General features: G+C 65.2%; 16 protein-coding genes. 9 read left to right on the top strand and 7 right to left on the bottom strand.

All coding sequences use genetic code 11. The features are described from left to right. Positions 1-88: 88 nt before the first annotated feature. Together ACFDSW_RS05815 and ACFDSW_RS05810 are read left to right on the top strand one after the other, a co-directional pair. On the top strand, positions 89-1393 hold the full coding sequence (locus ACFDSW_RS05815) for a spinster family MFS transporter (protein ID WP_375249335.1): 1305 nt from the start codon (positions 89-91) through the stop codon (positions 1391-1393). A 206-nt stretch (positions 1394-1599) separates the two neighbouring features. After that, the gene (locus tag ACFDSW_RS05810; RefSeq protein WP_375249334.1) at positions 1600-2316 is read left to right on the top strand and encodes a helix-turn-helix domain-containing protein; all 717 of its coding nucleotides are present in this window, start codon (positions 1600-1602) and stop codon (positions 2314-2316) included. Between the two features lie 11 nt (positions 2317-2327). Here the strand turns inward: ACFDSW_RS05810 and ACFDSW_RS05805 are convergent, their stop codons facing one another. Continuing rightward, positions 2328-3563: a TetR family transcriptional regulator gene (locus tag ACFDSW_RS05805; protein ID WP_375249333.1), complete on the bottom strand. Its 1236-nt coding sequence runs from the start codon at positions 3561-3563 to the stop codon at positions 2328-2330. 156 nt (positions 3564-3719) lie between these two features. On the opposite strand from ACFDSW_RS05805, the gene ACFDSW_RS05800 reads away from it, so the two are divergent. The 6 genes from ACFDSW_RS05800 (at position 3720) to ACFDSW_RS05775 (ending at position 10109) form a co-directional block, all read left to right on the top strand. Next, complete coding sequence (locus ACFDSW_RS05800; RefSeq protein ID WP_375249332.1) at positions 3720-5027, top strand: acyl-CoA dehydrogenase family protein; 1308 nt, start codon at positions 3720-3722, stop codon at positions 5025-5027. 67 nt (positions 5028-5094) lie between these two features. Further along, entirely contained in the window at positions 5095-6183 is a 1089-nt protein-coding gene (locus ACFDSW_RS05795) for a Zn-dependent alcohol dehydrogenase (RefSeq protein ID WP_375249331.1), read from the top strand. Beyond that, positions 6180-7235, top strand: coding sequence for a phosphotransferase family protein (locus ACFDSW_RS05790; protein ID WP_375249330.1), 1056 nt, complete (start codon positions 6180-6182; stop codon positions 7233-7235). The genes ACFDSW_RS05795 and ACFDSW_RS05790 overlap by 4 nt, the downstream gene beginning before the upstream one ends. A 39-nt stretch (positions 7236-7274) precedes the next feature. Next, positions 7275-8039: an SDR family NAD(P)-dependent oxidoreductase gene (locus ACFDSW_RS05785; RefSeq protein WP_375249329.1), complete on the top strand. Its 765-nt coding sequence runs from the start codon at positions 7275-7277 to the stop codon at positions 8037-8039. A 144-nt stretch (positions 8040-8183) separates the two neighbouring features. Then, positions 8184-8981, top strand: a complete 798-nt coding sequence (locus tag ACFDSW_RS05780) for an SDR family NAD(P)-dependent oxidoreductase (protein ID WP_375249328.1) — start codon at positions 8184-8186, stop codon at positions 8979-8981. A 57-nt stretch (positions 8982-9038) separates the two neighbouring features. Next, the gene (locus tag ACFDSW_RS05775; RefSeq protein ID WP_375249327.1) at positions 9039-10109 is read left to right on the top strand and encodes a catalase family protein; all 1071 of its coding nucleotides are present in this window, start codon (positions 9039-9041) and stop codon (positions 10107-10109) included. Positions 10110-10130: 21 nt separating this feature from the next. Here ACFDSW_RS05775 and ACFDSW_RS05770 read toward each other — a convergent pair whose 3' ends face one another. The 6 genes from ACFDSW_RS05770 to ACFDSW_RS05745 form a co-directional block, all read right to left on the bottom strand. After that, on the bottom strand, positions 10131-11027 hold the full coding sequence (locus ACFDSW_RS05770) for an acyl-CoA thioesterase (RefSeq protein WP_375249326.1): 897 nt from the start codon (positions 11025-11027) through the stop codon (positions 10131-10133). An 88-nt stretch (positions 11028-11115) separates the two neighbouring features. After that, entirely contained in the window at positions 11116-12243 is a 1128-nt protein-coding gene (locus tag ACFDSW_RS05765) for an acyl-CoA dehydrogenase family protein (protein ID WP_375249325.1), read from the bottom strand. A gap of 145 nt (positions 12244-12388) precedes the next feature. Next, complete coding sequence (locus ACFDSW_RS05760; protein WP_375249324.1) at positions 12389-13576, bottom strand: acyl-CoA dehydrogenase family protein; 1188 nt, start codon at positions 13574-13576, stop codon at positions 12389-12391. Continuing rightward, positions 13573-14898 (bottom strand): amidase family protein, encoded by a 1326-nt coding sequence (locus ACFDSW_RS05755; RefSeq protein WP_375249323.1) that lies wholly within the window; start codon positions 14896-14898, stop codon positions 13573-13575. Before ACFDSW_RS05755 ends, ACFDSW_RS05760 begins: the two co-directional genes overlap by 4 nt. 25 nt (positions 14899-14923) lie before the next feature. Beyond that, positions 14924-16954 (bottom strand): 3-hydroxyacyl-CoA dehydrogenase NAD-binding domain-containing protein, encoded by a 2031-nt coding sequence (locus tag ACFDSW_RS05750; protein WP_375249322.1) that lies wholly within the window; start codon positions 16952-16954, stop codon positions 14924-14926. Between the two features lie 122 nt (positions 16955-17076). Further along, a complete protein-coding gene (locus ACFDSW_RS05745) occupies positions 17077-18297 on the bottom strand; it encodes a serine hydrolase domain-containing protein (protein ID WP_375249321.1) in 1221 nt (406 codons plus the stop codon). A gap of 162 nt (positions 18298-18459) precedes the next feature. On the opposite strand from ACFDSW_RS05745, the gene ACFDSW_RS05740 reads away from it, so the two are divergent. After that, positions 18460-19608 (top strand): class I adenylate-forming enzyme family protein (locus ACFDSW_RS05740; RefSeq protein WP_375249336.1); only part of this gene is annotated, 1149 nt, incomplete at its 3' end.

Here is a 19608-nt window from a genome sequence, read left to right as displayed (position 1 = left end):
AATAATTGTGATCTATGTAAGTTGATGATGGCCATCGATACATCGGTTAGCTACCCTCTCTTGTAAAATATGGTAAGGAAGGGTACGCATGGCAGAGACGATCGGCTCGCGTCCAGAAATCGCCGACACGTTGGTCTTGAAGCGTCGTGGCGTCACATTGGCGTTGCTGACGCTAACCTATTTTTTCAGCTTCATGGACCGGCAGATTCTTGCGATCCTGCTGGAGCCAATCAAGCACGATCTTTCGTTGACCGATACACAACTTGGCCTGTTGTCGGGACTGGTCTTCGCCGTTTTCTACGCCACGTTGGGCATTCCGATCGCGCGGCTTGCCGATCGCACCAGTCGACGTAACATCATCGCCGCCAGCCTTGCGGTATGGAGCGTGATGACGGCGTTGTGCGGCGTCGCGCAGAATTTCACGCACCTGTTGCTCGCCCGTGTCGGCGTCGGGGTGGGGGAGGCGGGGGCGGGGCCCCCCAGTCAGTCGATCATCGCGGATCTATATCCACCGGAGAAACGCGCGAGCGCGATGGCGATCTATTCGCTCGGCGTGCTGCTGGGCGGCGGGCTGGGCATCATGATTGGCGGTAACGTCGCGCATGCCCATGGCTGGCGCGCGGCGATGATGGTCGTCGGCGTACCGGGTATCGCGCTCGCGCTGATCGTCCGCTTCTTCGTTGCCGAGCCACGCCGCGGGTTGTCGGACGCGGCCCGCGTGGCGGAGGAAGAGGCGCAGCCGATGCCCAGCATGTGGCGCGGCTTCATGGCGATGCTTCGCGATCCTGCCGCGCTTCACCTTGTCGCGGCAATGACGCTGACGTCGCTGGTCGGCTATGCGCTGACCGGCTGGGGCCCCAGCTATATGCAGCGTTCGCTCGGCCTGTCGATGTTGCAGGTCGCCAATTATATCGCTTTGCCCGCCGCGCTGGTGGGCGGCGTATCGGCGCTGATGGGCGGCGCCGTGGCGGATCGTATGGCGAAACGTTACGGCCTTCACAGCCAGGCGTGGGTGATCGCGGCGATGAAACTGATCGCCTTTCCGTTCGCGGTATCCTTCTATTTCTTCGATCACCCGGTGATCGCGATCGGCGCCTATTTTGTCTCGCTGCTGTTCGCGGGCGTCTATCTCGGGCCGACCTATGCGCTGATCCAGCATCTCGCGCCGCTGCGTTTGCGGGCGATGTGGGCCGCGTTGACGCTGCTGACGGTCAATCTGATCGGCCTGGGTGTCGGGCCGCTCGCGGTCGGGCAATTGAGCGACTGGCTCGTGCCGACGTTTGGGGAACAGTCGTTGCGGTATGCCATGCTAGCGGTATCAATGATCACGCCGGTGCCGATCTTTCTTTATTGGCGCGCGGGCGTGTTGATGAAGAAACGCGCGACAGGTTAGGCAATGTCTATTTTAATCGGACTATTGCGGCGTCGAATATCGCCTTTATGAGGCGAGTCTTCACTAGCCTTTGGGGGGAAAGGCGCATGGGGGATGAGAACTCACCGGTCGTCTACTGGAAGGCGAGCGGTGTACTGCAAGATTACGTTACCGGCTTTCATCGGTTCCGCGTTCCGCATGTGCCCGATGGGTACCAGGACGCATTCTTGCCAAGCTGGGCAACGATCCGGATCACGCTGGACGAGGCGGCGCCATGGTCGGTGCGGATCGGCAATCGCGTCTTCGAGCCGGTACCTGTCGCGTCCTTCTTCGGCCCGACGAGCCTTGCCGGCTACGCGCTCAGCCGGGGCGGTACGCTGCTGGGTGTCGGACTGAAGCCGTTCGGCTGGACCCAGTTGTTCGGGGGGGACGTCTCGCGCTACGCCAATCGCGTCGTGTCGTTGGAAAGCCTTGATAATGGCGCGTTGGCCCTGCGGCATGCGCTGGCCGATGGCGGCGATGTGGTGACGGTCTTTTCGCAATGGCTGGAGGCGCGTCTGCAGCGGCGCCCCCCCGCCGATCCGCGGATCGCGCAACTGACCGCGATGCTCGAGGATCCGGCAACGACGCGGATCGAGACGATGGCGGAGGCGCTGGAAATGGCGCCACGCGCGCTTGCCGCGATGACCCGTTTCAACTTCGGTTTCACGCCCAAGCTGTTGCTGCGGCGCACGCGCTTTCTACGGGCATTGAGCGGCATCCTGACCAGGCCGGAGGATAGCGCGCTGCTGCTCGAACAGGCCGGATATTGGGATCGTTCGCACTTCCTGCGCGACTCGCATCTGTTTCTTGGCTGCTCGGTACGCGACTTCCTGCGGCGGCGGGGGCCGCTCAACCAGATAGCGCTGGGCGCGCGGGAAAAAGCGCTGGGCGCGGCGACCTAGATCTGCCGCGATCAGGCGTTCAGCGCGCGATCATCGAACATCCCGAGCATCAACGTCGAGGCATACATCGATACCGCGCGCTCGCGCGGCATCGTCGAGGACCATTTGCGCATGTCGAACGCCGCGTTCAGGAACGCCATCATCGCCTGGCTGGCGATCAGGCTGTCGACGGGCCTGATGGTTCCTTCCGCGATGCCATCCATCATCGTGCCGGCGAAGCGGCGGGCGATGCGGTTCGACCGGTCGACCATCGACTGCCGCTCTCCGGCGGGCAGACCACTGAGCGCCGTCGTCCGCAGAAGTGAGGCATGTTCGGAGAATTGCACCTCGATCAGCGCGGCGATCGAGTCGCTCAGCCGCTGCCAGTGCGATCCGCCAAGCTGGTCGGCGGCGCGCTGTGTCGCCGCAATCGTGTCGAAACTGCGCTGGTAGCAGGCGACGACCAGATCGTCCTTGGCGTCGAGATGATGGTAGAAGCTGCCCTTGGTGACGTTCAGTTCCGACGCGATCCGCTGCACCGACGCACCGCGATAGCCCAGCTCGTTGATCAGTCGCGTCGCTGCAAGCAGGAACGCCTCGCGACCCGGCATCGCATCGTCGAACGGCGCGGCGATCGCCCGCGGGCGCCACGTCGCGTTCGGCCCCGCGACGCCGTGGCGGAAGATGTCCATCAACCATGCGCCGGCGCGCGCATGCTGGTCTATCTCGTAGCGGGGCAGCCAGACCGGCAGCCAGAAGAGATTCTCCAGCAACACATGCGCGCGTGCCCCCGCGAGATCGGTCGCGGCGCGGCCGCGCGCTTCGCCCCACAAGGCGCGGGTACGGCGGAACACCTCACGCCAGCTGCTCATCAACCCGGATCGCGCTGGCTCGTCCATCGCGCGCAGATCCGACAGAACGGCGAAGGGGCGTTCTTCCCCACGCTCGATTCGCCCCAGCCGCGCCATGTTGATGGTCAGCAGCCGCTCGACACGTGCCACCGGCGACGCCTCCTCGGCTGCCTCGGCCAGCATCGCCAGAAGATAGTCCAGCGTGTGCTCGAACGCGGAGGCGGCAAGGTCCTCCTTCCGCTTGAAATAATACGTGACGCTGGTGGTGTTGAGGCCGACGCGCCGGGCGACGTCGGCGAAGGTCATGCCCTTCGCGCTCTGTTCGTTGATCGCCTCCGCCGCGGCCGCGAGGATGGCCTCGCGCTTCTCGCGAAAGCGCCGCGTGCTTGTCGTGTCGTCGGTGCGTGCGTCCCCCATCCGGTCGACGTTAGCAACGCCGCTTTCGAAGATACAGTCCCTTTTCCGCATGGCGAAGATGGGCCGCGACGTTGGGGCGAATGGGTGATTCTGATGCTTTACCGAATAAGCGGTATGGCCTAAGTCGCTCCCGAACGGCGACGTGGGAGAGATGCGATGGACTTCACGCTAAGCGAGCGCGAGACCTTTTTCAGGGATCGGGTCCGGGATTTTATCGCTACCCATATCGCCCCCCGCGATGCCGAGTACCATCGTCAGCATGACGAAGGCGAGCCGTGGAAGGTGATCCCGGTCATCGAGGAAGTGAAGGTCAAGGCACGCGAAGCGGGGCTGTGGAATTTCTTCATGCCGCCGCATTCCGGGCAGCAGCATGTCGACGACACGTTCGAGTTCGAGGGCACGCAGTTGACCAACCTCGAATATGCGCTGTGCGCCGAGGAGATGGGCAAGCTCGGTTGGGCGAGCGAATGTTTCAATTGCTCCGCGCCTGATACCGGCAACATGGAGGTGCTCCACCGCTACGGCACGCTCGACCAGAAGGAGCGGTGGCTGCGTCCGCTGATGAATGGCGAGATCCGCTCGGTGTTCCTGATGACGGAGCCAGCGGTGGCATCGTCCGACGCGACCAATATCGAAACCCGGATCGAGCGGGACGGGGATCATTATGTGATCAACGGCCGCAAATGGTGGTCGTCGGGCGTGGGCGATCCGCGTTGCAAGATCGGCATCCTGATGGGCAAGACCAGCTTCGAGGGTTCCCGTCACCAGCAGCAGAGCCAGGTCCTAGTGCCGATGGATACGCCGGGCGTGAAGATCGAGCGCATGCTGTCGGTCTACGGCTACAATCACGCGCCGCATGGCCATGGCGAGGTGAGCTTCACCGATGTTCGCGTGCCGGTCGAGAATGTCATCCTGGGCGAGGGCCGTGGGTTCGAAATCGCGCAGGGCCGGCTGGGACCGGGCCGCATCCACCATTGCATGCGCACGATCGGCGTCGCCGAAATCGCGATCGAGAAGATGGCGAAGCGGCTGGTCAGCCGGGTCGCCTTCGGCAAGCGGATCGCGGACCATTCGGTATGGGAAGAGCGGCTCGCACGCGCACGGATCGACATCGAGATGACCCGCCTGCTCTGCCTCAAGGCGGCCGACATGATGGATCGCGCCGGCAACAAGGCGGCGCAGCAGGAAATCGCGATGATCAAGGTGCAGGCGCCGAACATGGCGCTGAAGATCCTCGACGATGCGATCCAGGCGCATGGCGGTGGTGGCGTCGCGGACGATTTCGGGCTCGCCCATGCCTGGGCCGCGATGCGGACACTGCGCTTCGCGGACGGCCCGGACGAGGTGCATGCCCGGGCGATCGCGCGCAACGAACTCGGCAAATATTCCGACTGGAAGGCCGATCGCCCCTCCAACGACCGTGATCTTCAGGTGTCGAGCGGCGATATCGGGGTGAGCCGCTGACGATGCAGATGTCGCCCCTGCCTGCGCGGGAGCGGCCGCATATGGACGTTAGTGAGAGGACATTATCATGAAGGCCGCGGTCCTGTTCGAGACCAAGAAGCCGCTCGAAGTGGCGGAGGTGACCGTATCCAAACCCGGCCCGCGAGAGGTGCTGATCCGCACCCATGCGGTCGGCGTGTGCCGGTCCGACCTGCATTTTGTCGACGGTGCCTATCCGCATCCGTTGCCCGCTATCCCCGGCCATGAGGCGGCGGGGGTGGTCGAGGCGGTGGGCGACGAGGTGCGCACGGTCAGGCCGGGCGATCATGTCGTCACCTGCCTGTCCGCCTTTTGCGGCCATTGCGAATTCTGCATCACCGGCCGGATGTTCCTGTGCGTCAGCTCCGAAACGCGCCGCGGATCGAAGGACGAGCCGCGCCTGCGCCTGGCCGATGGCGGCACCGTCAACCAGATGCTGAACCTCAGTGCCTATGCCGAGATGATGCTGGTGCATGAGCATGCCTGTGTCGCGATCGATCGCGACATGCCGCTCGATCGCGCCGCGCTGATCGGTTGTGCGGTGACCACGGGCGCCGGGGCGGTATTCAACACCACCGACGTCTCGCCGGGGGAGACGGTGTGCGTTGTCGGCTGCGGCGGTATCGGGCTGGCGGCGGTGAACGCGGCGAAGATCGCGGGCGCGGGCAAGATCATCGCGCTCGACCCGGTGCCGGAAAAGCGCGCCATCGCCGAAAAACTCGGCGCGACCCACACGTTCGATGCACTGGCGGACAATGTCGTCGCCGAGGTGGTCGAACTGTCGAAAGGCGGGGTCCATCATGCGATCGAGGCGGTGGGGCGCCCGCAATCGGCGGCCACCACCGTGTCGGTGCTGCGTCGTGGCGGCACCGCGACGATCCTGGGGATGATGCCGCTCGCCGAAAAGGTCGGTCTGTCGGCGATGGACCTGCTGTCCGGGAAGAGGCTGCAGGGGGGATTGATGGGATCGAACCGCTTTCCAGTGGATATTCCGCGGCTCGTGGATTTCTACCAGCGCGGGCTGCTCGACCTCGATACGATCATTGCCGAGCGACTGCCGCTCGATCGGATCAACCATGCGTTCGATGAACTGCGCAAGGGCGATGCGACGCGCAATGTGATCACCTTTGACGCATGACCGACAACAGCCTTCAGCAAGACATTGCGGAGCGTGATCGGCTCGACGTGGATCGTCTGTCGGCATGGATGCGCGATCACGTCGAGGGGTTCGCCGGGCCGCTGACCTATGCCAAATTCGCGGGCGGCCAATCGAACCCGACGTACAAGCTGATAACGCCAGGCGGCGATTACGTGCTGCGGCGCAAGCCGATGGGCGAGCTGCTGCCATCGGCGCACCAGGTCGATCGCGAATATCGCGTCATGGCGGCCCTGCACGGCACCGGCTTTCCGGTGCCGCGGCAATATGGCCTGTGCGAGGATGATTCGGTCGTCGGGTCCGCCTTTTACGTGATGGAGATGGTGGAGGGGCGGACGATCTGGGACGGGTCGATGCCCGATCTGACGCCGCCGCAACGGCGCGATCATTATCACGCGATGATCGACACGCTGGCTGACCTGCACAATGTCGATCATATCGCGGCGGGGCTGGAGACGTTCGGGCGGCCGGGCAATTATTTCGAGCGCCAGGTGTCGCGCTGGATCAAGCAGTATCGCGGTGCCGAGACCGAAACGATGCCGGCGATGGAAGCGCTGATCGAATGGCTGCCGCGCACCGTGCCAGAGCAGACGCGCACCACGATCGTCCATGGCGACTATCGCGTCGACAATATGAAGTTCGCCCCGGGCACCGAGCCGCGCGTGGCGGCGGTGCTCGACTGGGAGCTGTGCACACTCGGCGATCCGATCGCCGACTTGACTTATTATCTGATGAGCTGGGTGACCGAGCCTGAGGGGCGTTCCGGCGTGATGGGGCTGACCGGCGCCGAGACGGGCATTCCGGAGCTGTCGGAGATGGTCGATCGCTATTGCGCGCGCACCGGCCGGGATGGCGTGCCCCAGCTTGAATGGTACTTCGCCTTCAACCTGTTCCGGCTCGCCAGCATCGTCCAGGGCATCAAGAAACGTGTTCTGGTCGGCACCGCGAGCAATGCGCGTGCCGAGGAAACCGCGAAGCGGGTGCCCATGCTGGCCGATGCGGCCTGGGCGTTCGCACAAAAGGCGGGGGCGTGAGCCAGGCGTGAACCGCGAGAATGACGGGAGGGTGATGAGATGCCGATGTTCGATCTGACCGACAAGGTCGTGCTCATCACCGGCTCGTCGCGCGGGATCGGCAAGGCGTCTGCGATCGCCTGCGCGGAGCAGGGGGCGAAGGTCGTCATCTCCAGCCGCAAGCAGGATGCTTGCGACGAGGTCGCGAACGAGATCGATGCGCGCTTCGGTGCCGGGACGGCGCTCGCGGTGGCCGCCAACATTTCCGACAAGGCCGGATTGCAGGCGTTGGTCGATGCGACGCGCGCGGCGTTCGGGCGGATCGACGTGCTGGTCTGCAACGCCGCCTCCAATCCTTATTACGGCCCGCAGGAAGGAATCGCGGACGACCAGTTCCGCAAGATCCTCGACAACAATATCGTCTCGAATCACTGGCTGATCGCGATGGTGGCGCCGGAGATGAAGGAGCGTGGCGAGGGATCGATCGTCATCGTCTCTTCGATCGGCGGCTTGCGCGGGTCGACCGTGATCGGCGCGTATTGCATCAGCAAGGCGGCGGATATGCAGCTCGCGCGCAATCTGGCGCACGAATATGGACAATATGGCATCCGCGTGAACTGCATCGCACCCGGCTTGATCAAGACCGATTTCGCCAAGGCGCTGTGGGAGGATGAACAGGCGGTCGCGGCGCGCAACGCCGCCACGCCCCTGCGCCGGATCGGCGAACCCGAGGAGATCGCCGGGGCGGTCGTCTATCTCGCCAGTTCCGCGAGCACGTTCATGACCGGGCAGACGATGGTCATCGATGGCGGCGTGACGATCTGACGGCCGCATATGGCGGCAGGCTCCGTTCGTTCTGCGGAGAAATCAAACGAAGGTGAATGGTCCGCCGTGAAGGACCAGCGGTTCGAGACGGCGCGTCGACCTCGCTCAGCGTCCGCTCACCATGAACGGGAAGGAGAATCTCAGATGCGGTTCCAGGACAAATCGGTCATCGTCACCGGGGCGGGTTCGGGCATTGGCCGCGCCGCGGCGATGCTGTTCGCGGCGGAGGGCGGGCGCGTGGTGGTGGCGGATATCAACGACACCGCCGATGCGACCGCGCAGGCGATCCGCGACGCGGGCGGCATCGCCGAAGCGATCCGCATCGACGCGGGCAATGAGGATGACGTGACCAGGACGGTGGCGCTGGCCTGCGACCGGTTCGGCGGGCTGGACGTGATGTTCGCGAATGCCGGTATCTCCGGCGGGATGGCGAACATTTTCGATACCGACGTGTCGTTGATCACCGAGGTACTGCGCGTCAATCTGATCGGTCCGTATCTGGCGGTTAAACACGCCGCGCCGCGGATCGCCGAGCGTGGTGGTGGCGCGATCGTGCTCACCGCCAGTGTCGCAGGGATCCGCTCGGGAGCCGGCTCGCCCGCTTATTCCGCGTCGAAGGCCGGGGTGATCAATCTCGCGATGGTGTCCGCGCAGCAGCTTTCGGGCTCGAACGTGCGCGTCAATGCGATCTGTCCCGGCCTGACCGAGACCGGCATGACCCGGCCGACATTCGACTATGCGCGCGAGGCGGGAAAGATGGATCGAGTTGGCCGGCTCAACCCGCTACGGCGCGGCGCCCAGCCCGAGGAGCTGGCGAAAGTGGCGTTGTTTCTGGCCAGCGACGACGCCAGCTATGTCAACGGTCAGGCGATCGCGGTCGACGGCGGCTTGTCGTCGAGCCATCCCGTGACCAAGCAGGAATATGGCCGTACCGCTGTCTGACCCTCGGAACGGCCCGTTGTAGCAAGTGTTTATCCTGAACTTTTCAGGAGAAACATCATGCTCGCTGCCGCGGTCCGCTACACGCCCGAGGTCGAGGTCGTCCAACCGGGCGAAGCGGAGACGATCGCCGAGCTGAACCAGACATTCGACACGATCCTCGAAACCACTGCCGAGGATTATGGCCACGCCGTCCGATCGGTCCATGCCAAGGCGCATGGCATCCTGGAGGGTACGCTGACGATCGACGCGGACCTGCCGGCCGAACTGGCGCAGGGAATGTTCGCCACGCCCGGTGAGCACCGCGTCTATCTCCGTTTCTCGACCAACCCCGGCGATATCCTGGATGACGCCATCTCGGTGCCGCGCGGTCTGGCGATCAAGGTGTGCGACGTCGACGGTGAGCGGCTGCCCGACGCGGAGGGGCGGACGCAGGATTTCATCCTCGTCAACGCGCCGATTTTCCAGGCGAAGACCGCGGAGAAATTCCTGGGCAGCCTGAAGCTGCTGGCGAAGACCACCGATGTCGCCGAGGGCGGCAAGAAGGCGTTGTCGGCGGTATTGCGCGGCGTGAATAGCGCGCTCACCGCGATCGGGATCGAGAGCCCGACCATTCGCACCCTTGGCGGCGCACCCAATGTCGATCCGATCGGCGAGACTTATTATAGCGCCACGCCGTTCCGATACGGGGACCATATCGCGAAGTTCAGCATCGTGCCCGTCGCCCCTGGGCTGAGGGAGCGGAGCGGGGCGATCATCGACACGTCGGGTCGGCCGGATGCGCTTCGCGAAACGGTGCGGGACAATATGCGCGCGATGGCCGGTGAATGGGAATTCCGCGTGCAACTGTCACGCGATCTCGATCGGCAGCCGGTCGAGGACGCCACCAGGCAGTGGGAGGAGGAGGAGGCGCCGTTCCAGCGCGTCGGGGTGATCCGCGTCGCGGCGCAGGACAGTTGGGACGCCGACCGCGTTGAAAAGGTCAATGAAACGATGCGCTTCAGCGTCTGGACCGGGCTTGCCGCGCATCGCCCGCTCGGCAACATCAATCGCGCCCGTCGCGACACCTATCGCCACTCCGCCGATTTCCGTCAGGCACGCAATCGCTGCCCGATCCACGAGCCGGCATGAGGCGCGGCTGACCGTGCTGCGTCAGCCCCTTGGCTGACGCATCCGGATCAACCCTTCCTGTGCGACGCTCGCGACCAGCCGCCCTTCGGCACTGAAAATCTTGCCGCGGTTCATCCCGCGCGCATGCCCGGCCCAAGGACTGTCAGTGGCATAGAGCATCCATTGATCGGCACGGATCGGTTCGTGCAGCCACAAGGCATGATCGAGGCTCGCCGACTGGAAGCCGGGCGTCGTCCAGTTCACGCCCTGGGGCAGCATGCAGGTGCCGAGCAGCGCCATGGCGCTCGCATAGGCCACTACCGCGCGATGGATCGCGGGATCGTCACCGATTGGCGCCACCACGCGAAACCAGCTGTGCTGTATAGGCTCCGCCGGAGTGGGGTTGAGCCATTTGCGGGGAAAAACCGGCCGGATCTCGATCGGGCGCGGGCGGGTGAGCTGCCGGCGGAAACGCTCCTCGACATGCGCGCTCTCTGCCGCGCGTAATTCCGCTTCGCTTTGCAATTCCTCGGGCGGTGGCACGTCGGGCATCGCATCCTGATGATGATAGCCATCCTCGGGGACCTGAAAGGAGGCGGCCATATTCAGGATCGGCTGCCCGCGCTGCATCGCGATCACGCGGCGCGTCGCGAAGCTTTTGCCCTCGAAATCGCGCACGACCCGATAGATGATCGGGTGATCCTCCGACCCGGCCCGCATGAAATAGGCATGGAGCGAATGCGCGATCTTGCCGGCGTCGTCGGTCGAGCGCTGCGCCGCCTGCAGCGCCTGCGCGATCACCTGCCCCCCGAAGACACGGCCGACGCCGCCCCTGGAACGCCGTCCGCGATACAGGTCGGTATCGATCTCCTCGACATCGAGCAGGTCGACCAGATCCGCGGCCAGTGCGGCGGGCGTAGGGGCGGGGGTGTCAGTCATGCGAAAAGCTCCCGCGAGCGCGGGGGCCGGGGCCATCCGCGGTGCGTCAATATACCGGCCCCCGCCTAGGCGGGAGTATGGCCGGTCATCAATAGCCGGCCGCGCGCGCCAGCAGATCGGCATGGAAGTTCGAATCGCCGAACATCTCCGCCAGGACACGACCCCGCTTCATGTAGAAGCCGATGTCGAAGGCATCGGTCATCCCCATGCCGCCGTGCATCTGGACGCCCTCCTGCACCGCCAGCGTGGTGGCCAGCCCGGTCATCGCCTTCGCGACCGACACCGCCTGCTCCGCCTTGTCGTCACCCGCGTCGAGCAATTGCTGTGCCTTCAGCACCGCGGCACGGGCCACCTCCATCTCCGCATAGAGGTGTGCCGCCCGATGCTGCAGCGCCTGGAAGCTGCCGATCAACGTGCCGAACTGCTTGCGCTCCTTCAGATAACCGATCGTCATATCCATCGCGCCGCCGCCGACGCCGAGCATTTCCGCCGAGGCGCCCGTGCGGCCGGCGCGCAGCAGTCGACCGAGCGGATCGCGCCCTGCATCGACCTCGCCGATCACCGCATCGGCATCGACCTCTACCCCCTCGAACGTCACCCGCGCGGCGAGGCTGGCGTCGGCCAGCCGCTCGGGAGTGGCGGTCAGCCCGGCAGCGTCCTTGGGAACCGCGAACAGCGTGACGCCCTGTTCGTCATCAGTCGATCCCGCGGTGCGGGCCGCGACGATCAGCAGATCGGCGACATGGCCATGCGTGACGAACTGCTTCTTTCCCGACAGCCTGAAGCCATTGCCCGCGCGCTCGGCGGTCATCCCCACCGAATTGCGATGCTTCGCCCCTTCGTCGATCGCCAGCGCGGCGATGGTATCGCCCGACAGGATGCCGGGGTACCAGCGCTCCGCCTGCGCGCTCCCCTTCAGCGCCTCGACCGCCGCGACCGCGGTGGTGAGGAAGGGGGAGGGCGACAGGTTGCGCCCGATCTCCTCCAGCACCACGCCCGCCTCGACATGGCCGAGGCCCAGTCCGCCGGCGTCCTCGCCGATCAGGATGCCGGTAAAACCCATCTCCGCGAACTGCTTCCACAGGTCGCGCGAGAAGCCGGTGGCGTCGTTGCTGTCGCGCAGGGCGCGCATATGGCTGACGGGGGCGGAGGCGGCGACGAAGTCCTTCGCCGTATCTCGCAGCATGGTCTGTTCGTCGTTGAGGAAGAGGGGCATGTCGGCAACTCCGTCGCCCCCGCGCAGGCAGGGGCCTATGGCTTTCAATGGGCAATCAGGCTGACACCGGACCGTCGTCATGCCTGCGGGATGTCATCTTGCACCCCGGCAGACATGGACCCTGCCTTCGCAGGGGAACGGGCCGCTACGACGGCAATTCCAGGATCCGCTTGGCGATGATGTTGAGCTGAACCTCGCTGGTGCCGCCCTCGATCGAGTTCGCCTTGGTGCGCAGCCAGGCGCGCGCCTCGCGACCGTGATCGGAGGCGTCGCTTTCCCACTCCAATTGGTCGGAGCCACCCGCCGACATCACCAGCTCGTATCGCGCCTTGTTCAGTTCGGTGCCGTAATATTTCATCATGCTGGGCTGTGCCGGATGCGCGCGCCCGGCCTTCAATTCGTCGATGAACCGCTCGCTCTGTGCCGCAAACGCCTTCGCGCGAACCTCGAACAAGGCGATCTGCGCGCGCAGCAGCGGGTCGGCCAGACGGCCGTCGTGATCGGTGCCGATCGTCGCCAGCGCGCCGATCACCAGCGGATTCTTCCCCGACGTACCACCCAGGCCCATGCCGGAAATCATCTCGCGCTCATGCCCGAGCAGATATTTGGCGACGTCCCAGCCCTTGTTGAGCTCGCCGACCAGATTTTCCTTCGGCACCTTCACATTGTCGAAGAAGGTTTCGCAGAACGGCGAATAGCCGCTGATCAGCAGGATCGGCTTGGTCGTTACCCCCGGCGTGCGCATGTCGAACAGCACGAAGCTGATGCCGTTATGCTTGTTGGTCCTGTCGGTACGCACGAGGCAGAAGATCCAGTCCGCCTTGTCGGCGTAGCTGGTCCAGATCTTCTGGCCGTTGATGACGAAATGGTCGCCGTGATCCTCGGCGCTGGTGGCGAGGCTGGCGAGGTCGGAGCCGGCATTGGGCTCTGAATAACCCTGACACCAGCGGATCTCGCCGCGCGCGATCTCTGGCAGGAAACGCTTCTTCTGTTCCTCCGTGCCATATTTCAGAAGCGCCGGCCCGAGCATCGATATACCGAAGGAATTCAGCGGATTGCGTGCGCGGATGGCCGCCATCTCCTCGCGCAGCACCTTGGTTTCGGCGGCCGACAATCCGCCGCCGCCATATTCCTTGGGCCAATCGGGCACGGTCCAGCCGCGTTCGCCCATCCTGTCCATCCACTGCTTCTGCGCGGGCGTCATGTCGGACTGATCGCGGCCGCCCCAGGCGACGTCCTTGTCGCTGCGAATCGGCTCGCGCATCTCGGGCGGGCAGTTCGCCTCCAGCCAGGCGCGCGTCTCTTGACGGAAGGTGTCGAGGTCGGTGCTCATTGGTCGCTCCATGAAATCTCGTATGCGGTGCGGGCGGCGGCGATGGCGCTATGGTCAGCGTACAGGTCGGCAATCACCTGCACGCCGATCGGCAGGCCGTCCCGGTCGGTGCCGATCCGCACGCTGGTCGCGGGCAGCATCGGGAAGGTAGCAAGGCCCGGAAAGACGAACTGATGGAAGAACAACGTATCGTCCCCGTCGATATCCAGGCGCCGTTCCGCCAGCGGCGTATCGTCGTGCGGAAAGGCGGTCATGCCGACGGTCGGCGCGATGACCACGTCATAGGTGCTGAACAGCCGCCGCCATTGCCGCTGCATGCGCGCCTGCTCGTCATGCAAATGCAGCCACGTCTCCAGCGTCGGCGGCGCCTGATCCGCGTGCGGCGGCCTACCGCGGGACATCGCGATATTGAGCATCTTCCAATAGCCGTCGTGATGGCGGGCCAGATCGGGCAGCAAGGTGCTCGTCCGGTCGATCCGCGCGCCGGCCGCGGCCAGCCGTTCGCCGAGCCGCTCCAACGCGGCGACGATATCCGCCTGTACCTTGGCGAGCGGGTGCCCGGTCAGCAGCAGGACGCGCCAGCGGCCCTGATCATGCTGTCGCGCTGGGGCGAGCGGGTGATCCGCGACGATATCGAGCGCGGTTGCCAGATCGTCGGCGTCGCGCGCGATCGGGCCGATCACCGACAGCACGAGACGCGCGCTATCGGTGCCGGGGAAGAAATGCCCATCCACCGGCAGGACGCCCCATGTCGGCTTATGGCCCCACACACCGTTGAAGGCAGCGGGCACGCGGATCGAACCACCGATGTCGGAGCCGAATTCGAGCGGCACCATCCCGGCGGCAACCGCGACCGCCGAGCCTCCCGATGAACCGCCAGCGCTGCGCGTCGGGTCGATCGCGTTGCGCGTGCGGCCATAGACCGGGTTGTTCGATTGCAGGTCGGCCAGCGCGGTGGGCACGTTGGTCTTGCCGAGCAGGATCGCCCCCGCCGCCTTCAGCCGCTGCACCGTGACCGCGTCCTGTTGCGCGATGAAGCCGCGATGCTCCTCGAAGCCGAACGTCGTCGGCAGGCCGGCGATGTCGTAGCTTTCCTTGATCGTCATCGGCACGCCGAGCAATGGCGCGTCGAAGCCATGCGCGATGCGCGCGTCAAGATCGGCGGCGGCGGCGCGCGCGCGATCGAAGTCGCGGACCACCACCGCGTTCAACGACCCGTCCCGCGCCTCGATGCGTGCGATCGCCGCCTCGGTCTCGGCCAGGGCGGTGGTCCGACCCGACCGCACCGCGGCGGCAATCGCGCGTGCGCCGGGTTCGGTCACGACATCATCCCCGGCGCGGAGAGGATCACAACGAACCACCCGTCTCGGCTGCCTGCTTCAGGCTCGGTGCGACCTTGAAGCCGTGCTTCTCCAGCCCGGCGACCACATTGCCGAGCCCTTCGGTCTGCGCCCAGAACATCGGGCCGCCGCGATAGACCGGCCAGCCATAGCCGTAGATCCACACCACATCGATGTCGCTCGCCCGCTGCGCCTTGCCTTCCTCGAGGATCAGCGCGCCTTCGTTGACCATCGGATACAGCGTCCGCTCGACGATCTCCTGATCGGTGATCTCGCGCTTCGGCATGTTCGAGCGGCTGCGGAAATCCTCGATGATCTCCGCCACGCGCGCGCTGGGGGCCGGATTGCGCTTCTCGTCATAGTCGTAGAAGCCCGCGCCCTTCTTCTGGCCCCAGCGCCCTTCGGCGGCGAGCGCGTCGCGGATGTTCTCGATCCGGGTGGGATCGCGGTGCCAGCCGATATCGACCCCGGCGAGGTCGGCCATCTGGAACGGCCCCATCGGCATGCCGAAATCGGTGTGGACCTTGTCGATCTGCTGCGGCGTGGCGCCTTCCATCAGCAGCTTGTTGGCTTCCAGCTGGCGCGGCGCGAGCATGCGGTTGCCGATAAAGCCATGGCAGACCCCAGCGACGACCGCGACCTTGCGGATCTTCTTGGCGAGATCCATCACGGTGGCGAGCACGTCCTTCGCGGTCTTCGCGCCGCGCACCACCTCCAGAAGCTTCATCACATTGGCGGGCGAGAAGAAGTGCATGCCGACCACGTCCTCGGGCCGCTTCGTCACCGCCGCGATCTCGTCGATGTCGAGATAGCTGGTGTTGCTGGCCAGGATCGCACCCGGCTTGGCGATCGCGTCCAGCTTCGTGAAGATCTCCTTCTTCACGTCCATATTCTCATATACCGCCTCGATGATCAGGTCGCAGTCGGCAAGGTCGTCGAGGCTGAGCGTGGGCGTCAGCAGACCCATCGCTTTCTCGGGGGCATCGGGCTTGATGCGGCCCTTGGCGGCGGATGCCTCGTAATTCTTGCGCATCACCCCGGTGCCGCGGTCGAGGGCTTCCTGCTGCATCTCGACGATCGTTACCGCGATGCCCGCCGACAGGAAGTTCATGCTGATCCCGCCGCCCATCGTGCCGGCGCCGATCACCCCCACTCTGTTGATCGGGCGCAGCGGGGTCTTCGGATCGACGTCGTCGATCTTGGCGGCCTGTCGCTCGGCGAAGAAGATGTGGCGCTGTGCGGCGGATTGCGTGCCGGTCATCAGCTTCATGAACTGTTCGCGTTCGAACTGCATGCCCTCGATGAAGGGCTTTTCGCTCGCCGCGACGACGCAGGCGATGCACGCCTCCGGGGCATCGAAGCCGCGCATCTTGCGGCCGTTCGCCTTGCGGAACGCCTCGACTGCCTCCGGGTCGGGCGAGACGCTCTTGTCGCGGACGCGCGGGATCGGTCGCTTGTCCGCGATCTCCCTGGCAAAGGCGATCGCATCCGCCTCCAGCGAGCCTTCGCCGACCACCTTGTCGATCAGCCCGACATCGGCGGCCTTCTGCGCGCCGATCGGGTCGCCGATCGCGATCATTTCCAGCGCCGCCTTCACGCCGACAACGCGCGGTAGCCGCTGCGTGCCGCCCGCGCCGGGCAGCAGCCCCAGCTTCACCTCCGGCAGACCGAGCTTCGCCGAGGGCACCGCGACGCGATAATGGCACGCCAGCGCGACCTCGCATCCGCCGCCCAGCGCGGTGCCGTGGATCGCCGCGACGATCGGCTTGTCGCTGGCGTCCATCATGTCGATCACTTCATGCAGCGACGCGCCTTTCGGGGGCTTGCCGAATTCGGTGATGTCCGCGCCCGCGAAGAAGGTGCGTCCGTCGCAGCGCAGCACCATCGCCTTGATGCTGGCATCCGCGACGCCTTCTTTCACCCCGGCTTCCAGCCCGTCACGCACCGCCGCGCCCAGCGCGTTCACCGGAGGCGAGTCGGATATGATGACGAGGATGTCGCCGTGGCGTTCGGTACGGACGGGGGAGGGGGTGGTCATATGCTACTCCTTGTTCCCCGGCGAAGGCCGGGGTCCAGTATCGAAGGTGGTCGTCGGTCGGCACCGCGCAGCGTCGCTGCGCCTTGCCGGATCGGGCTAGGCCCGCGCCGGGCCACGATGGTTCATGTCAGCGCGGCGTAGATCATCGTCTTCAACTCGCGGCGGATCGGGTAGATCATCGATGGCGACAATTGCGTCATGAAGACCATGTGCAGCTTTTCGACCGGGTCGATGAAGAACGCGGTCGAAAACATCCCGCCCCAATAATATTCGCCGACCGATCCGGGCATCATCGAACGAGCGGTGTCGATGGTCACCGCGAAGCCCAGGCCGAAGCCGGTGCCAGCGTTCTGCGCCTCGCTGAACAGCGAACGCGACATGCTCGACAGGTCCGCGCCACCGGGCAGGTGGTTCCGCGTCATCAGGTCCAGCGTCTTGCGGCCCAGGATACGCGCGCCATCCAATTCGCCGCCGTTCTGACACATCAGGCAGAAGCGATGATAATCGAGCGCGGTCGACACCAGCCCGCCGCCACCCGACATGAACTTGAACGGGACAGACCACATGCTCTCCGCGCCGCGATCGAACATCTGGCGTCCCTTGCCGGGCACCAGCGTATAGCAGTCGGTGAGCCGGTCGATCTTGTCGCCCGGCACCGTGAAGAAGGTGTCGTGCATCTTCAGCGGTGTGAAAATGCGCTCCTCGAAGAAGCGCGGCAGCTTCATGCCGGACACGCGCTCCACCACCAGCCCGAGCACGTCGGTCGCGACCGAATAGTTCCAGCTCGTTCCCGGCGAGAATTCCAGCGGCAGCTTGCCGAGCTGCGCGACGAAGCCGTCGAGATCGAAATTGCCGTGCCAATTCTCGAGCTTCAGCTCGCGATGCGCCGCGTCGATGTTGCTGCGGTTCTGGAAGCCATAGGTGAAGCCCGCCGTATGGCGTAGCAGGTCCAGCATCCGCATCGGCTGTTCGCAGGGCCGGGTGACGAACGGAACGCCTGCGCCGCCCCCTTGATAGACGCCGACGCCTTTCAATTCGGGCAGCACGTGGTGCACCGGCGTGTCGAGCGCGACCTTCGCTTCCTCGACAAGCATCATAAAGGCGACCGAGGTGACCGGCTTCGTCATCGACGCGATGCGAAACAGCGACCCTTCGTCGACGGTGCCGCCATTTTCGCGCGCAGTGCCCATCGAGCTGAAATGGACGACCTGATCCTCGCGCGCGATCAATAGCTGAGCGTTCGCGAACTGCCCCGAGTCGAGATATTGCTCTTTCAGGAACGCATCGATCCGGTTCAGGCGCGCCGGGTCAAAGCCGTTTCTCTCGGGCTTCGCGATCTTCATGCGCCCTCCATACCAGCGGTTCGAATGTTGCCTGGTCTCCTATCGCTTGAGCGCGGAGGAAATCAACTCTAGTCTCGTGCTGAAACGAACCCGATGTTCAAGTGACGGACGGATCAGCGTAATGAGAGGAATGCCGTGACGAGCGAACGTGCCTGGCCCGCAATGACGATGGAGGCGGTGCGCGCGGCGTTGACCGCGCCGGGATCGCGCTTCGAGATGGAGACGGTGCCGGTAGGCGGCTTGCCCACCCGCGTGTGGAAGAACGCGCCGCCGCACATGGCCGCGCTGGTACGGCATTCGCGCTCGCATGGTGAGCCGGCGGGTAGCGCGCTGGCGACGATCCACGAGGACGAGCGGGTTACGTATGAAGCGCAATATCGCGCGATCGCGGCACTCGCGGCGCATTATCGCGACCTGGGCGTGCGAAAGGGCGATCGCGTGGCGGTGGCGGCACGCAACCTGCCCGAATGGGTCGTCGCCTTCTTCGCGGCGACCGTCATCGGCGCGATCGCGGTGCCGTTGAATGCCTGGTGGACCGCCGAGGAGCTTTGCTACGGTCTGGCCGATTCGGGCGCCATGCTGTTGTTCGCGGATGATGAGCGCTGGCAGCGAATCGGGCCGCATCGCGCCGATTTGCCCGCGCTGCGCCATGTCATCGTCGCGCGGGCGAGCGCCCCGGTCGAGGGTGCGGAGCGGATCGAGGACCTGATCGGCACGCCACACGATTGGGCGACGTTGCCCGATCGTGACCTGCCGGCGGCGGAACTGGTGTCAGACGACGAGGCGACGATCCTTTATACCAGCGGCACCACCGGCAAGCCCAAGGGCGCGCTGGCGACGCACCGGAACTTCATGACGAACATCCTGTCGAGCGGCTACGCCGCCGCGCGCAGCGTGCTGCGCAGGGGCGATCCCTTGCCGGATCCGGCGCGCAAGGTGTCGCTGACGGTGATCCCGCTGTTCCATGCCACCGCGCTGTCGGCGGGGTTGATGAGCGCGGTCGCGGCGGGCCACACCAATATCTACATGCGCAAGTTCGAGGCGGTGCGCGCGATGGAGATCATCGAACGCGAGCGGGTGAACGTGACCGGCGGTGTACCGACGATCGCGTGGCAGATCCTGGAGCATCCCGATCGGCACCGCTACGATCTGTCGAGCCTGGAAAGCGTCGGCTATGGCGGCGCGCCGTCCGCGCCCGAACTGGTCCGCAGGATCGCCGCCGAGTTGAAGGCGGCGCCCGGCAACGGCTGGGGGATGACCGAGACGACCGCCACCGTCACCACGCATAGCGGCGAGGATTATCTCCATCGG

Origin of the sequence: Sphingomonas sp., assembly GCF_042091075.1 — a bacterium.
Lineage (GTDB): Bacteria > Pseudomonadota > Alphaproteobacteria > Sphingomonadales > Sphingomonadaceae > Sphingomonas.
Note: the sequence above shows the minus strand (reverse complement) of the source record. Positions and strands in the feature narration are given on the sequence as shown.